14 protein-coding genes are annotated in these 14971 nt (G+C 65.7%); 1 reads left to right on the top strand and 13 read right to left on the bottom strand.

Going from position 1 to position 14971, the window contains the following annotated elements:
* Positions 1–15: 15 nt before the first annotated feature.
* Genes DMA15_RS03480 through DMA15_RS03505 form a run of 6 tightly spaced genes read right to left on the bottom strand, consistent with a single transcriptional unit; the run spans position 16 to position 11177 of the window.
* Positions 16–1053, bottom strand: a complete 1038-nt coding sequence (locus DMA15_RS03480; protein WP_125511181.1) for a hypothetical protein — start codon at positions 1051–1053, stop codon at positions 16–18.
* Positions 1050–2195: a DUF5047 domain-containing protein gene (locus DMA15_RS03485; protein ID WP_206302647.1), complete on the bottom strand. Its 1146-nt coding sequence runs from the start codon at positions 2193–2195 to the stop codon at positions 1050–1052. Before DMA15_RS03485 ends, DMA15_RS03480 begins: the two co-directional genes overlap by 4 nt.
* A 16-nt stretch (positions 2196–2211) precedes the next feature.
* The gene (locus tag DMA15_RS03490) at positions 2212–6174 is read right to left on the bottom strand and encodes a hypothetical protein (protein ID WP_125511182.1); all 3963 of its coding nucleotides are present in this window, start codon (positions 6172–6174) and stop codon (positions 2212–2214) included.
* On the bottom strand, positions 6171–10442 hold the full coding sequence (locus tag DMA15_RS03495; RefSeq protein ID WP_125511183.1) for a hypothetical protein: 4272 nt from the start codon (positions 10440–10442) through the stop codon (positions 6171–6173). Before DMA15_RS03495 ends, DMA15_RS03490 begins: the two co-directional genes overlap by 4 nt.
* 19 nt (positions 10443–10461) lie before the next feature.
* Positions 10462–10740, bottom strand: a complete 279-nt coding sequence (locus tag DMA15_RS03500) for a hypothetical protein (RefSeq protein ID WP_125511184.1) — start codon at positions 10738–10740, stop codon at positions 10462–10464.
* A 14-nt stretch (positions 10741–10754) separates the two neighbouring features.
* Complete coding sequence (locus DMA15_RS03505) at positions 10755–11177, bottom strand: hypothetical protein (RefSeq protein ID WP_125511185.1); 423 nt, start codon at positions 11175–11177, stop codon at positions 10755–10757.
* A 72-nt stretch (positions 11178–11249) separates the two neighbouring features.
* Here DMA15_RS03505 and DMA15_RS03510 point away from each other — a divergent pair, with 72 nt between their 5' ends.
* Positions 11250–11588 carry an Lsr2 family protein gene (locus tag DMA15_RS03510; protein WP_125511186.1) on the top strand — a complete coding sequence of 113 codons (339 nt, stop codon included), beginning with the start codon at positions 11250–11252 and terminating at the stop codon, positions 11586–11588.
* Positions 11589–11681: 93 nt separating this feature from the next.
* Here DMA15_RS03510 and DMA15_RS03515 read toward each other — a convergent pair whose 3' ends face one another.
* From DMA15_RS03515 to DMA15_RS03545, 7 genes are all read right to left on the bottom strand, one after another.
* On the bottom strand, positions 11682–12170 hold the full coding sequence (locus DMA15_RS03515) for a hypothetical protein (RefSeq protein ID WP_125511187.1): 489 nt from the start codon (positions 12168–12170) through the stop codon (positions 11682–11684).
* Positions 12170–12541 carry a hypothetical protein gene (locus tag DMA15_RS03520; protein ID WP_206302649.1) on the bottom strand — a complete coding sequence of 124 codons (372 nt, stop codon included), beginning with the start codon at positions 12539–12541 and terminating at the stop codon, positions 12170–12172. Before DMA15_RS03520 ends, DMA15_RS03515 begins: the two co-directional genes overlap by 1 nt.
* 320 nt (positions 12542–12861) lie before the next feature.
* Entirely contained in the window at positions 12862–13200 is a 339-nt protein-coding gene (locus DMA15_RS03525) for a hypothetical protein (protein ID WP_125511189.1), read from the bottom strand.
* 11 nt (positions 13201–13211) lie between these two features.
* Positions 13212–13655 (bottom strand): hypothetical protein, encoded by a 444-nt coding sequence (locus DMA15_RS03530; RefSeq protein WP_125511190.1) that lies wholly within the window; start codon positions 13653–13655, stop codon positions 13212–13214.
* 1 nt (position 13656) lies between these two features.
* Positions 13657–14268, bottom strand: coding sequence for a hypothetical protein (locus DMA15_RS03535; RefSeq protein ID WP_125511191.1), 612 nt, complete (start codon positions 14266–14268; stop codon positions 13657–13659).
* A gap of 5 nt (positions 14269–14273) precedes the next feature.
* On the bottom strand, positions 14274–14519 hold the full coding sequence (locus DMA15_RS03540; RefSeq protein ID WP_125511192.1) for a hypothetical protein: 246 nt from the start codon (positions 14517–14519) through the stop codon (positions 14274–14276).
* Positions 14519–14953 (bottom strand): hypothetical protein, encoded by a 435-nt coding sequence (locus DMA15_RS03545; protein WP_125511193.1) that lies wholly within the window; start codon positions 14951–14953, stop codon positions 14519–14521. The genes DMA15_RS03540 and DMA15_RS03545 overlap by 1 nt, the downstream gene beginning before the upstream one ends.
* Between the last annotated feature and the right edge of the window lie 18 nt (positions 14954–14971).

Consider the following 14971-nt stretch of genomic DNA (forward strand, 5'->3'; position numbering starts at 1 on the left):
GGTCCATCGCACCCCTCAGAGGTAATATTCGAGCTGGTTGAAACTGATCCACGCCGGGTCATCGACGGTCGGCGTGAAGGTGTGGTCGTGCGAGCCGTCGGCCAGGGCGCCGTTCGTGCCGTGGGTGTGCGACGACGTCGGGATCGAGTGCGCGTGGTCGTTCACCGACGTCGTACCGCCCGGCTCACCGTCCGCTGCGTTGCCGTGCTTGTGGGTCGTGACCGGGATCGTGTGGCTGTGGCCCGAGGCAGAGTTCGTACCGCCACCGTGGTTGTGATCGTTATTCGCGATGCCGTGAGTGTGCGAGCCCTCGCTGCTCGTGTCGCCGTGGAAGTGATCGCTGTTGGCGATCTGGTGCGTGTGCTCGGACGACGTCGAGGTGTCCCCGCCGTTCGGCGCTGTCGTACCGCCCACCATGAGCACCGCGCCCGACGCCTCGAAGTCGACCCGCACCGACACGGCCCCGCCGATCGTCGTCCGGCCCGCCGACATGGGGCGCCGCACGGAGGGGATGTACCCGGCAGGCATCGCCGCCACGATCGTCGTTCCTGAAGTGCGCGCCGCGACGCCCTGCCACTGCACCTTCCAGGACCCGTGATCCCAGATGCGGCGGTACATCACATTGCCGCCGCCGTTGCCGTTGTGCGTGAAGCCTGCGGCGAGCGTCGCGGTCGTCCAGCCCGACTCGCTGAACTGGCCCGCGATCTCGCCCAGCGCCACCAGGTCCGTGCCCTGCTTGATGACCAGGACGGTGTCGCCGACGACGGGCGCGTAGGAGTCGACGTACCGGATGCCGGGGATCTCCGTCGTGTCCCCGGAGATCTGCACCCCCAGCGTGGGCGGCGCCGAGGTACTCGCGATGCTGGACACCGTGCCCTTGCGCAAGGTCGCCGGGTCGAAGGCGAGAAGCGTCTGCTTCGCGATCTCGGTGGCCAGCTCGCGGATCGCGTTCAGCTGAGCTGCGGCAGCCGCCTCGGCTTCTGCGGCGGCGCCCTGCACCGCTGCTTCGTCAGGAAGCACCGGCGGCTCTGCGGGGACGGAAGGCGTGGTCATCCGCCCCCCTGCCGCTTCTGCCGGAGCGTCAGATTCTGGGTGCCTTTGGCGTCCAGCGGAATGTTGAAACTGTCGACTGCGTACAGGCCGCTGACGTGCGCCCGCTCCCGCACCACCTCGACCACCGCGCCCGCCTCGAAGCCGGGATTGACGATGCCGCTGACCGAGAGCTGCGAGGAGAAGCCCAGCAGATTGCGGAGCAGCTGGTCAGCGGTGGCCTGCGCCTCCTCGGCAGTCTTGATCAGCTGGTCGGTGATGAACTGGGGGACCTGTCCGTACGGACCCAGGTGATACGTCGCTGACGTGGGCTCTTCATCCCACGCCACCGCGCGCACCGCGGGCAGCTCATCCCCCGGCGACTCCCCCGTCAGGACGATCCCGTTGAAGCCCGGCTCGTCCGTCAGCACGCGCGAGAGATCGAGCATCGTGCACTTCTCACCCTCGATGTACTGGAAGTCGGGGCTGGGCAGGGCGTCGATATCCGGCGGCGGCGCGATCACCACCCAGCCCTCGACGTCGAAGTAGATGTCACAGCCGAGCGACTGCGCGAGGACGGTGACCGCGTCCCACGGGTCATCGCCGACGTCGTACAGGCGCGGCGCCGTTGTCGTCCTGGTCGTGCTGATCGCGTCATAGCTGAGGTCATCGAAGGTCCGCGCGAGGATGCTCTTGATCGCGTCGATGATGTTCGTGCCGGTCTCGATGACATACGGCGAAATGAACTTGTCGCGCGCCACCGTGCGGCTCAGGTCATAGGCCTCCAGCTGGATGTCGGGAGACCCGCCCGTCTGCTCCTGGATCGACACCTTGGCCAGCCGGAACACACCAAGGGGCAACACTTCGATCTCGCCTTTGGGATGCTCCGGAGTGGGGGCGTACCGAACGCCCCGGTACGGGCGCAGCTCGGTGCCGTACGGGGTCAGCAGAGAGGTCGTACCGCTGGGGACCAGGGTGCCCAACGGATCTACGCAGGTGGCTTTGCAGGTCCGCCGGATCGCGGCCGTGCGGTCGCAGCTGACGTCGCCGCCCGTCGCGGGGAGGCGGGTCCGCTCCTGCGTCGGAGAGATCACGTCCACGTAGCTGTAGACCTGATGGGACCGGCGGATCTCGGAGAGCAGGCGAGCCGACGCACGCTGCACCATCGGCCCGCCCCCTTCGCTACTCCGGAGCGGCGACCTCGACGAAGGTCAGCTGCACGAACCTCAGGGGATCGACGAACCGCTGCCCGCTGACCTGGACCTCGGCAGAGATGTCTCCGACCGGCCTGACCCACCACGCGTGATCAACATTGGTCTGGAGGAACAGCGTCCGGCCGCTGCGCAGCAGTGCCCGCAGCGGCGCGTACTCCTCCCGCCTGACGATCAGCGTCAGCTCGATGGCGTCGCCCTTGTAGCCCTCGGACACCACCACCGGTCGGTCCTCGCCCAGCGGCTGGTACATGACGGACGTGCCCGTCGTGCCCACCTGGAGAGGCTCGGCCTTGACCCTCAGCGGGATGCTGCTGTCCGGGTTCGTGATGTCCTTCAGCCACCAGTTCAGCGCGGTCAGCGAGACCTCATCCGAGGGCGGCCCGAAGCCACTGACGAACCGGTCCCCTGCCAGACCGAAGCTGATCGTCTGCGCGCGATAGCGCCTGTTGACCAGCGGGATCACCGTGTGGTCCGTGTAGGTCGCGATGCCGGACAGCGGGTCGTAGGCGGGAGGACTCGTATCCAGACCGGGCAGAACCTGCCAGTCCCCGTAGCCGGTACCGACATCGTCCGCGTACTCAATCACCGGGGCATGCCAGACCGCGTGCGTGCTGCGGCCTGTGCCGTTGCGCCACACCCCCGACGGACCGAGCATGATGCCGACCCGGTCGAAGTAGACGAGATCGCTCACCGCGCGGTCGGTGACGGACACCTCGCCCTTGATCCGGGTCGTGCCCTCCGGGATGTCGTACGTCCCCGAGGACTTGGCCCACGTCGCCGTACCGAAGCTCGTGCCCTGGATCGTCTGGCTGCTGATCAGCTGGTTCGCCCGGTAGAAGTGCAGCGTCAGATACGGAGTGCCGCTGGATGAACCGAGGAACCCTGAGGTGAACGTGACCTTGTTGTCGGCCAGCTGCATGATCTGCGGATCGATCCCTGAGACCTCGACCGCGTCCGGCATCGTCGCCACCGTGCGGCCGGCGACCAGCGGGACGGCCGGTTTGACCAGACCGACCCAGGACGCAGCGGAGTTGAATTCGCTGCCCGAGCCAGGCGTGAACGCCGCGGTCACGGACGTCGCACCGACGGGCACCACGCCGTTGGAGTCGTACACCCCAGTCGTCAGCCACGGATCGCTGCTGCCGACGGTGACGTCGCTGCGTTCGGTCTCATTGGCACCCGCAGCCGGCGCGCTGGGCAGAGGCTTGATGATCCCGATCCAACTCGCGCCGCCGTAGAAGTTCCGGTTCAGCGACCCGGTACGGGAGTGCGAGCCGGTACCGACCGGCCCGTTGGAGTCGGCCATCATCAGCGCCGCCGTCCGGTACTGCCAGTACGAGATCTGGTATTCGGCCGCGTTGTCCGAGCGCTCCGCCACCTCCGTCGTGCTGCCCCACTCGGTGTAGTAGTCGCCGCTCGACCCGAAGGCACTGATCCGCCAGGCGCGCGAGTCGGTGTTCGTGACCGTCGACGTGGCCACGGTGTTGCCGCTCCCGGACTGGCTCGTGTCCTCCGCGATGAACTGATTCGCCGCTGAGTCCGCGTTCCGGTAGGCCGACACCTGCGTGACGATGGGCTTGACCGTGGCGCTGAGCGTCCCCGTCCAGCTGCTCGGTTCGCTGCCGCCCGCCGTCCGTTTCAGGACCGCGAAGCGCAAGCTGGCCGTGCCGTCGGGCTCCGTGATCTGCCGGACCACCGTCCATCCGGTGGGCGCTGTCAGCGTCGCGATGACCGAGTCCGAGATGGCGACCGTGGCGACCATCAGGTCGCCGGACACCACCCCGGACGGGCGGTTGATGACGTAGCTGGTCGCGTTCGACGCCGTCGTCCAGGCGGTGCCCTTGCCGACGTAAGCGATGTCCGCCGACGTGGTGGGCGGGGCGATGTTGGCCACCATGGCGCCGCCGGTGACGTTGTCGCTCACCGCGAAAGCGCTGAGCCGCCACGCGTTGGCGTCGGTGTTGTTGAGTACGGCTGACGTCAGGTAGAGCGGAGTTCCCGTCGCCCTGGTGAGCACGCCTTCTGCGATGAACTGATCCGCCGCGTCGGCTGCCCCGGTGTACGCGACGACCACGGCGCACCGCCGGGTGCTCGCGGTGCCCAGCGTGCCGTCCGTCCAGGTGGCCGGATCGGAGCCGCCCGCGGTGCGCTTCAGGATCCACAGAGCTGCGTCCGTGGTGCCGTCGTCGACCGCGGCCGTGTTGACCGCCGCCCAGCCTGCTGGCGGGGTGATGGTCCCGAACTGGTTCGAGCTGACGAAGGCGACCATGAGGTCGCCGACCACGACGCCTGCGGGCTTGTTCAGGGTGAAGTCGGTGCCGGACGTCGGCGACGTGAAGGCGGTCCCGGTCGCACGGAATCCGAGGGACGGCGTGATGCCCGTGTACGTCAGACGCTTCGTCAGCGTGCCGTGGGAACCCGTACCCGTCACCGCCACGCGGGAGATGGTGCTGCCTGCGCCGGCGACCCAGTTGTCCCCGACCGGGTCATCGCCCGTCGCGGAGAAGGCGGGCAGGATGTTCCGGCTCGTGTGCCCGCCGTCCGACCACGGAGCGCCCGCCCCGTACATCAGCCCGACGTGATCCACGTGGTGTATCTCGGCGAGCGCCGGTGACTCCACTTCGACTTCGACCTTGGCGTACACCGTCGCCGCAGGAGATGTCCCGGTTGCGACGGCCTCGGTCCACGTGGAACTGGAGTCGGTGCCGGTGCCGGTGACCGTGCCCGCCAAGGCGGTAAAGGTGTCGTCGTAGAAGCGGATGCGGACACTGCACGCCCTGGCCGTCACCGCGGCACGCAGCTGCGCCCGCACAGTGACCGGCGAGCCCGGCGCCAGCTCGACGAAGGGACTGAGCACCGACATCGTCGCAGCACTGGACGCGGTCAGCTTCAGTGAGGCCACGCCCGCGAAGTACGTACTCGTGTCCTGCGCTGCGGTGCAGTTCGTCGTCGTGTACTCCGGGGCGTCCGTCAAGGTCTCGAAGTCGGCGCTCTGCACACTGAGCAAGTTGGAGCTGTCGCGCAAGGTCAGGGCTACCGCAGAGGCGTAGCTGTCCGGGACGACGCTGACGACGCCGATGCCCGGCGTGCCGGACACCGTGTGATCATCACCAGGCACGCCGGGGCTCGGACCCTGTACCGCGAAGGCCCGGCCCACCCAGATGCTCTTGGCGCCGAAGCTGGAGTACACCCGTACGTACACGGAGTACTGGTCAGGATTAATCGACGTCGGCAGGGTGAGCGACGTGATGTCGCCGCCGACCGTCGCCGCATAGACCGGTGGTGTGGTGTTCGGGGCGAAGGTCGACTCGGCGACCTGGATTCCGGTGAAGACCCGGTACTCGGCTTTCGCCTGCGGATCACCGTCCGCCTGCGCGTACGTCCAGCTGATGACCGGGGACGGCGTGAGTACGGTGCCGGTCGGCGCCTCCACCGTGACGGTAGGCCTGACCCGGTAGTTGATCTGCACCCACACCTTGTAGACGCGGATGCAGTGCAGCGACGCCGCGTAACTGAACACCTGGCACAGCAGCTTGTTCAGACGGTGGATGTCCCATGGATGACCGAGCGGGTCCCGCTGATAGGTCGCCACCTCGTAATCCGTGATCGTCTGAGTCAGCGGGATAGTGCGGGACGTGAAGCGGCTCGTGTCGTCCAGGCAGGACACGTTGATGGTGAGGGTGCGGTTCTGGCTGTCCATCTTCCGCGCCCGCACCTTCACCGTGACAGACGTGATCACCGCGCCTTCCGGCACGGTGCCGATGTCGACCGGGAACCTGACGCAGGCCCTCCCCTTATGGGGAGGGTTCCAGCAGTACTTGCTGTCGTCGTCGTTGTTCCAGCAGTGGAAAAGCCTGCTCACCAGCGAGCCGGCCAAGCCCCAGCCCTCGTTGCGGAAATCGTCGTTGCACAGGTGAGACAGGCCGGTCACGGTCGCCTCCCCACCCCTTGCTTGATGGCCATGGTCAGCTTCGGGACCAGTTCGCGTTGCAGCTTGTCGACCGTGCCCGGCGTCGCATCGCCCTGGACGGTGACGGGCACGTTTACCTCGACCGTGGTCGTGCCGCCGTTGCCCACCAGGTCCCGCAGCGCCGTATTCGACTCGACGCGCTCGCCACCCCGGAAACCGACCAGCTCGGGGCCGTGCTCTCCCACGATCGCGGGACCGCTGCGAGCGCCCGGAGTGCCAAGGCCATACCAGTTGTTCGACTTCTGGAACGAGTTGGCCTTGGAGGGATTGCCGTACCGGGACTTGATGTAGCCCAGACCCCACTTGATCTGGGTGGCAGGGTTCGTCTTCCAGTCCGATCCGGCAGACTTCATCTTCGAACCGGGCAGCGCCTGGGGAATGCCGTATGCGTCGCTGCTCGGGTTGTCGGCATTCCATCGCCATCCGGACTCACGCGTCCACAGGGCTTCCAGGGCGGACCAGTGAGAGCCCCACCCGCGACCGGCATTCAGGCTCTTGCCAGTCGCCTTGGCCGCCGCCACCGACTTGCCGGAGGTGATCCCGCCCTTGTAGGTGTCGGGACCATTGTTCGACAGCCCGTTGCGCCCCGCGTGGAACGCCTTCACCTGAGCCTTCGCAGCCGCTGACGCGGTCGGATCGCCGACAGCAATCCCGTGAATGTGCGGCGCAAAGCCCTCGGCACGAGTACGCCGCCAGGCCGCGAAGCCGGACGACCGCATCGCGCCGACGACGCTGTCCTTGGCAGGGCCGAGGTCGACTGCGCCGCCACCAGAGTGCGTACCGGCGGACAGCTTTCCGCTGCTGTAACTGCCCTGCGTCATCGAGAAGCTGGTCTTGGCCAGCCTGGACGCGTGACCGAGCATTGCCGCGGTACGCCGGTTGACGACAACCCCGCCATAGGTCTGCTTGTTGCCGTCGCCGGACTTCCACTTCGCCCACGGGATGAACCCGCCGCCGCCCCCGGTGTCCGGGGCGACGTCGTTGTCCGAGACCCAGGCCTTGGCGGTCTTGGCCATCTCGTCGATCATGCCGACGCCCATGTTCTCCAGGGCAGTTCCATCGCCCGGGACAACCTTGCGGACCGCTCCCTTACCCAGCTTGGCCACGCCGTCGACTGCCGCCCCGAAGGGCCCGCTGATAGCGCCCAGAGCCAAGTCCTTCAGCTTGCCGACCGCGCCTTTGATGCCGTTCCAGGCGTCTCCGATGATCCCGTCCGGCACCAGGTCGGGACCGGAGTCAGGACCCCAGCCCGTACCGAGGACGCCCCCGCCGTCGGCGAACCGGTGGTCAGGGTCCCCCAAGGCGCGCACGTTCGCGCTGCCCATGGCCTGGCGGCGCAGCGCGGCGACAGCCTCGTGGCCGCCCGCGCCGGCTACCTCCTTCGCGGTCCATACGTGCTCACCTGCGGACAGCCGCGCGACGATCGAGTCCGACGTGCCGGACCCGGGACCATTCACTTCGCCGCCCTTGGCGAAACCAGGCAGCTTGAATTCGGGCAGCTCCGAAGCCCCGAATTTTGTCGCTACAACATTCCACAACTTCCGGATTCCAGAGTTGTACACCACGTTGACGATCGCCTGCACGGGAGCCATGACGACCTTCTTCAGGGCATCCCAGGCCTTGCCGATTGCTTTCACCGCAGAGTCAAACGCATTCGGGATCGTCTTCGTAAAGAAGTCACGGACCGGATTCCAGAATGTATTCCGGAGCCACGTGGAGCCCGTACTGAAGATTTCACGCAGCTTGTCCCACAACGCCCCGGCGGCAGCGGAGATACCGTTGGCCGCCGTCTGGAAGAACGTTCGTATGGCCGTCCAGCCGGTGTTCCAGATCCCGGTCACAGCCGTAATGAACACCTGGACTGCGGCCCGTATAAGGTTCCACGCAGATTGCGCAATGGAAACGATCGCGTTGAGGATCGTCTGGAAAATGTTCCGGATGGCCGTCCACGCCGTGTTCCACAAGTTCTGAAGCGCCGCAAGGAATGCCTGGAACGACGAACGCAATGCATTCCACGCAGCAGTCGCGATGCTCTGAATCGCCGCCCACGTCGCACGGAACGCGGCAGTGAAGACACCCGCGAACGCATTGAAGGCCGTGAGGAGGACGTTCAGCAGAGCCTGCCACGCCGTCCTCAGGACATTCCATATGGCAGAGGCGGCGTCCTTGATGGCGTTCCAGGCTGCACCCCACCGGCCCGTGAATACGGCAGCGAAGGTCAGAAAGATCGCAGTGACTACCGCCCACAGCGCCTGCCACGCCGCCTTGATGACATTCCAGACACCGGCCGCTATCGCGACGACGACATTCCAGGCTCCGGAGAATACGGCGCTGAACGTCGCATAGAAGACGTTCCAGATACCGGTGACCGTGGCCCAGACCACCCGCCAGAATCCTACGAGAGTCGACCAGGCTATCTGCGCCGCACCGGTCAGCCAGGCCCACCCGATCTGCCAGGAACCGGAAAGAATTGCCCAGCCGACCTGATAGGCGCTGACGATGACTGTCCAAAGGAAGTTCCAGGCAGCTACTAGTACCGCCCAGGCTGCGGAAGCCGTGGCAGCAAGTCCTGTCCAGGCTGCCGTGAAGATTGGCCCAAAAGTAGCCCAGAAGATATCCCAGGTCGCCTGGATTCCCGTCCATGCCATCGCGGTGATCGCGATGACCGCGTCAATCGCGATTCTCAGCGGGGCGAGCAGGAAATTAAACCAGTAGATAATCCCGTTGATCAGGTCCGGGATTACCGAGTTCCCTACGAGGAAGTTGTACAGCCACTGAAAACCATGACCGATCGGAGTCAAGATCTTGTCGTAGATCCATGTGACCTTGCTAGCTATCCAGCCCCAGATCGTATTCCAGTTCTGCCAGAGCAGAATCAACCCGCCGACAGGCCCGAGGAAAACGAGAGCAAGCTGGCCGAGACCGTTGGTAAGCCAATTCCAAACGGTCATGGCGGTACTTTTGACGGCAGACCATACCGTCTCCCAGTACTTGACCAGGAAGAATATGCCGACGCCAAGAGCAGCGACGCCCGCCACTACGGCAAGAACCGTCAGCGCCGCTCCTGCCATCAAAAGCAGGAAAGGGGAAGCGGCGACAGCCAAAGCCGTGGTCACAACGGCCGCAGCTCCAGCGGCGATCGCATAGAGAACCAGCGCCGCACGCCACGCAAGGAATCCCCGAACAAGATTGGCCAGCAGCTCAGGCGGCAGCGAAGCAAGCACCTTCAGCAGCACCGTGAGGACACTGAAGGAATCGTCGCTGAGATCGGCAGCCGCCTTCGCAATATTCCCGAGAGCCGTCACCAGCGCCGAAAAGAATTCCTTGACATCCGGCGCCACAGAATGCACCTTGTCGAGGAAGCGCGTGAAGCCCCCGCCCTCGCCCCACGACTTGAGACTTTTTGCACCTGCGGCCATCGACTGGAACAGCCGGTTCCCGTAGGGGAGGAAGTCGCGGACACCCTGTCCGAGGACGCCCAGCATGCTCTGGGTCGTCTTGATGAATTTCTCCAGAGCAGGAACACCCTGCGCCACCATGGTGTCGATGAACTGGTCGAGCCCCGGGCCGTCCATCCACGCCGCGAAGTCCTTGGCGAGCCTCGTGATGACAGGGCTGACAGCCTTGACCAGCGGAGTGAACTTCTCGAAGTTGCGCGCGAGGGCGCCCATCACGATCGAGACGGGAGTGAGGGTGTCCTTCTCGGTCGTCTTGATGAACTCGCCCCAGGCGCCCTTCATGCCCGAGGTGGCTTTGACGTACTTCTGCTGGGCCGGCGTCAGCCCGTCGATGATCGTCTTGAGGTTCTTCTTCGCCTCGTTGACCTTCTTGAGCTGCTCCTCGTACGCCTTCGTGCCCGGTGTCAGACCGGCCAGGGTCTCCTTCTGCTTTTCGAGGGCATCTCTCGCACTCTTCGTGGCGCCGTTCGTCGCCTTGATGGCGCCGAAGAGAGCACCTCCGAAAATGCCCGCAGCAAGGCCTGCTGCTGCGCCGGCCGCAGCGAGTCCGCCCGCTACACCCGTAGCCGCGACCGCGATAGGAACGAGGGCGGGAGCGAAGGCCAGCGCGGCGTTCGTGACGGACGTCAGCTGCTTGCCGATATTCGACGCGGCCTTGTCCATGGCGCGCAGGCCGTTGTCGAAATCCTGGATGTCGCGGCGGGCCCGGCGTATGCCCGCACCGCTGTAGGTGGACGTGATCCCGAATGTGAGGGACGTGATCGTGGCCACCGCGCACCGCCCCCGCTATTCAGTTGTCGTCGTCCTCCTCATCAGAGGAGTCGTCACGTCGGTACAGCTCATGCGGACGGGGATAGTGCTTCGGCTCGGGAGCCGGGTTCTTCCGGTGCTTGCGGTCCGTGAAGTGCGCCGCGCCCTGCATGCGGTTCAGTGTCTGCACCTGCTCATGCAGCGCGGCCAGGACGCCCGCCAGATAGCTGTCATCGACCGGGCCCGCGTAGCGCTCGTAAGCCGCCCACTCCGCCAGTTCGCGGGAGTCGATCCGGGCGAGCAGCTCGCGGACCGTCATGCCCAGAGCGAGAGCTAGCCGGAAGTAGAGGGCTCGTCCTGGCCTTCGTCGAAATCCTCGGTCAGCTCCTCGACGTCAGCCTCGGTGAAGCCGTTCATCTCCTGGCACTTGTTGAAGACCCGGGACAGAGCGACGCTCGACTTCATCCCCAGCGCCTTGATGTCGCCTGTGGTGAAGAGCGGCTTGCCCTGGTCATCTACGGCGCACATCGTGATCATTCGTGCACGGAAATTCTCCAGGTTCTGCTTCTTCTTGCCGCCCGCCTGCCCCTCGGCCATGAAGCGCTCGAACCGGTCACGCTCCTCACCGATGAGCGTGCGCAGCCGGACCTCATAGTCGTTGGGGTTCTCCGCCCCCTCCGGCGCCCACTCGGGGACCGGCACGTCCTCGGTCTTAAGATCCTTGGCTTCGAGGATCTGTTCACGGGAAAGCAGCATTGCGGGTACCTTTCGATCACGGGATTTGGAACTCGGGGTTGGCGTCACGGGAATGTGGGGTAGCATCCGGCCATGGCTCAAAAGACTGTGGTTACCTATATCGATGACCTGACCGGCGAAGAATCTGAAGAGATCGGCACGCACACGATTCTTGTCAATGGCGCAGGCGTGGAGATCGACCTGACGCCCGACAATTACGACGACCTTCTCGAAAGGCTCTCGCCCTACCTGACCGCCGACGGCGCCCGCCGCGTACGAGGCACGGCAGGGAAGAGCAAGGGACGCAAGGCCAGCTCAGACGGCCCCCGCGCTGAGGACGTGCGCACCTGGGCACGGGAGAACGGGTACGAGGTCAATGACAGGGGTCGCGTCCCCGCGTCAGTCCGCGAGGCATACGACAAGGCGCACTGACCAGACGGAACAAAGCCCCCGGTCCGATGCCGGGGGCTTTGCTGTGCACGGGCCCGGCCGGGGTACCCGCGGACCCCGGCCGGGCCGCACCGATCAACCGCGGGTAGCCGCGGCGATCGTCTCTGCGGCCTCGCCCAGGACATGTTCCAGCTCCCGGACCATTTCAGGCCGATGCTCTGCAATCGTCGCCCGGAACCAACTGCCGCCCGTGTGCTGCTGCACCCACTCATGGCGGTTGCCGAACACTGGGTGGCGCCAGCCGCGCGGGTCGTCCAGATAGCGCGGCAGATTGCGCTCCTGCGGATCCCGCATATTCGTGACGATGCGCACCCCGAGGCCACGCCCCGCGCCCGCCTGGATCGTCACACCGGACGCTACGCGCCTGCGCAGACCGGAGTGCTTACGGCCGTGGACAGGAAGCGATTTGACCCTGCGCTTCGCGTCCTCGGCAGCCGGCTTCGCCGCGTCGCGCATCGCCTTCCGCAGCTGCCCGGGAAGCTCCCGGTCGACATGACGCAGAGCAAGGGCAGTGCGGCGCCATTCCTCGCCCAGATGGACGTTGTACGTCGCCCGGCCCGCCATCAGACAGTCGCCATCGTGATACCGGTCCGCTGCGTCGGGAAGGTGACCTCTGTTTCGCTGAGGTCGCCGACGTCGCCGGAAAGGGGCTGGTACTCCAGCAGGATGCATGTACCGGTGAAGGAGGGGTTGTTCACCGAAACCGCAGACGCCGTCGGCTTCACGACGACGGTGAACTCTGTCTCCAGGTCCCACAGGGGGAAGAGGGTCGCGTTCACTTCGCCGGACGCGAAGTCCTGCTGGAAGTTCAGGACGAAGGAGTCGTCCTTGAGGCCGGCCACGCGCTCGCGGCCCTGACCCGAGAAGTTGGTGGTCTCGATCTCGTCCTTGACCAGGTTGATCTCGACCGAGGAAATGTGATCGGAGAAGTTCACGCCGTTTACGACAATGTCGCAACTACGCAGGACTATCTTGGCCATCGCCAGCCTCTTCCTTGTCGGCCAACGGCGGCCGTTCAGTGGCGGGCTTCACGTGCCCGGCTTCGATGAGCGCCCGTTCCTGGGCATGAGTAAGGGCGAGCGTCACGCGCTCGCCCCGGGTTTTACCGCCTACAACTTTCGGCCCGACAACCTCGTAGTCCCGCTCAGCGGGCACTTCCCTCGGAATACGCAAAGACCGCCTCGGCTGAGCCGCCGGGCGGTCCTGGATCGGGAGGGGCTGAGGTACCGGGCGATTACTCGCCCTGGCCATCAGGTCAACGCCTCACAACAGCCATAGTGATCGTGGCGTCCAGCGGTGAGCACGTGATAGTCGCGAGCCCCGTAGTCGCATCGTGGTAGGACTTGAAAAGCGGAATCCACTTCTCTTGCATCGTGGTGCTGCCGATGGCCAGTGTGTAGGACTTGTTCGGTGCCACATCACCGTTCTCCAGCACCTGCTCACCAAGCACCGTCACCGTGACGGTCGCCGAGTGCGCGCTGCGATAAACGGCAAAGAGACGGTCCCCGACTTCCATCGTGTCGGACGCCGTGGTCGCGGAAAAGGTGGGGGCAGTGCCCGCAGGCACAATGACTTGGGTTGTCCTGAGGGACATTGCTTCCTCGCTTAAGTACTGGAAGTGCGCACAGTCACCCGGACTACTGCGCCTACGTGCGGGATGCCCGCAGACTCGAATGCCCCGTCATAGGCGCTCACGCCTTCCGCGTGCGCATCCGTGCCGTCCGCTAGCCCCAGGTCCGGGTTCTCGTATAGGATTCGACGGACACTTTTCGGCCCGGTACCGGTGACGTACTGGTCCAATGCCTGCTGCGCCAGGACTGCCTCTGTGCGGGCCACTAGCACGTAAAGCTCCAGATGCCACGTGTCCAGGCCACGGCCGAACGCGCCGTTGAATTCGCAGACAAGCCCGCTCATGTTCGGACGCGCAGGCATCACGACAACAGCGGGAACCTGCGTAACGTCCGCAACCTCCGCGTACACGTTGAGGTTCGGAATATTTGCCTTGAGTGTTACCTTGAGCGCAGCCCTTATTTCCGAGAGGGACGCCATGTCACCTCACTCGGATCGGATCGCGGCAATAGCGGGAGAGCTTCGCGGCGGCCATACGGTTATCGCGGACCCGGATAGCGCCGAACTGGTCCATTCCGGCGACACCGAAAGGTGCGTCCTTTATCTGGAATGTTTCAGCCGCCATGATCAAGCAGGCTTGTTTCACCGGGGCGGGAACTGCCGCCCAGCCCCACTTCGCGGTGACACTCAGGCCTGTACTGAAGGAGAGCGAACTCGCGGCGTGTACCTCGTAGTACGGCCAGCCGGGCTGCCCGTCGATGACCCCATTGCGGGGGTGCAGCACGAAGTCATCGGCCGTCCAGGTCGCGCCCTCGGACTCGATGACCAGGCCGGTCACACTGTGGAAGTCGTCGACCCTCGCCCACTGCGAAACGGCCGGGCCCTCGCGCAGCGTGAAGACCTCGTCAGGCCCGTAGTCGCGGACCGTTGCCGTGTCCGTGCTGTTGAACTGCCTGCCGCAGTGACTCTCGATTTCACGGCTCACGGAGTCGAGAGCGCCTTCGAGGAGATCGTCGTACTGAGTCATGTCGTCGAGGTTCGACAGCCGAGTCTTCAGCTCCGCGAGCGTGGCGTACGGATCACCGAGAGCCATCCGCCTCAGCGGCCCTTGTTGTGAGCAGGACGCGCCTGCTTGTTCGCGGCCGGCGTCGCCTTCTTGGGCTCAGGCCTCGGGGCCGGCTCGCGCTCGACAGCCCCGAGGCGCTCGGCCTCTTCCCGGGAGACCACGGTGCCCGGTGACCAGTGAAGGAAGCGGGCTTCGGGGTCGGTCTCGCGTACGACGCGGCTGCGGTCCTCGGTGAGGCACCAGTGCTCTGTGACGGTGACCCAGTCGCGGCCCGTCATCAGGCCAGCTCCAGGTAGGCCACGACGACCGAGCACTTGCCCGCCGTCACGGCTCCCGCAGCGACGGCCATAGTGACGGAGCGGGCTGCCGTCGTCTTGACCAGGTCGGCGTCCCCGGCGTCCACCAGAAGCCGCTTGGCGCCCGTAGTGGAGATGACGGACGGCGAGGCGTTGGTGAGCGCCGCGGCACGCAGGTCACCGGCCGACTGGACGGTGAGCGCCACGGTCGTGGTCGTCACGGGGAGGAACGCCGTCGTGACGTCGACGAAGGCGTCCAGCAGGATGGCGCCGCTGGGGAGCGCGTCGCCCCGCAGCGTGATCGTGCCGATCGCACCGCCGTCCACCGCGAAGTCATAGTTAGCGCGCGCATACTTCACGCGGCCGACGTGGTTCCCGGAACCGATCTTCCCGGTGCCGGGCATGATGTTGCCCATGGGATTCCCTTCGTGAGG

It is taken from the genome of Streptomyces sp. WAC 01529, assembly GCF_003945545.1.
Taxonomy (GTDB): domain Bacteria; phylum Actinomycetota; class Actinomycetes; order Streptomycetales; family Streptomycetaceae; genus Streptomyces; species Streptomyces anatolicus.

Bases quoted from the DNA above. Each gene is read 5' to 3' on its own strand.
- DMA15_RS03480 (WP_125511181.1), bottom strand. From the start codon at position 1,053: ATGACCACGCCTTCCGTCCCCGCAGAGCCGCCGGTGCTTCCTGACGAA.
- DMA15_RS03485 (WP_206302647.1), bottom strand. From the start codon at position 2,195: ATGGTGCAGCGTGCGTCGGCTCGCCTGCTCTCCGAGATCCGCCGGTCC.
- DMA15_RS03500 (WP_125511184.1), bottom strand. From the start codon at position 10,740: ATGACGGTCCGCGAGCTGCTCGCCCGGATCGACTCCCGCGAACTGGCG.
- DMA15_RS03505 (WP_125511185.1), bottom strand. From the start codon at position 11,177: ATGCTGCTTTCCCGTGAACAGATCCTCGAAGCCAAGGATCTTAAGACC.
- DMA15_RS03510 (WP_125511186.1), top strand. From the start codon at position 11,250: ATGGCTCAAAAGACTGTGGTTACCTATATCGATGACCTGACCGGCGAA.
- DMA15_RS03515 (WP_125511187.1), bottom strand. From the start codon at position 12,170: ATGGCGGGCCGGGCGACGTACAACGTCCATCTGGGCGAGGAATGGCGC.
- DMA15_RS03525 (WP_125511189.1), bottom strand. From the start codon at position 13,200: ATGTCCCTCAGGACAACCCAAGTCATTGTGCCTGCGGGCACTGCCCCC.
- DMA15_RS03530 (WP_125511190.1), bottom strand. From the start codon at position 13,655: ATGGCGTCCCTCTCGGAAATAAGGGCTGCGCTCAAGGTAACACTCAAG.
- DMA15_RS03535 (WP_125511191.1), bottom strand. From the start codon at position 14,268: ATGGCTCTCGGTGATCCGTACGCCACGCTCGCGGAGCTGAAGACTCGG.
- DMA15_RS03540 (WP_125511192.1), bottom strand. From the start codon at position 14,519: ATGACGGGCCGCGACTGGGTCACCGTCACAGAGCACTGGTGCCTCACC.
- DMA15_RS03545 (WP_125511193.1), bottom strand. From the start codon at position 14,953: ATGGGCAACATCATGCCCGGCACCGGGAAGATCGGTTCCGGGAACCAC.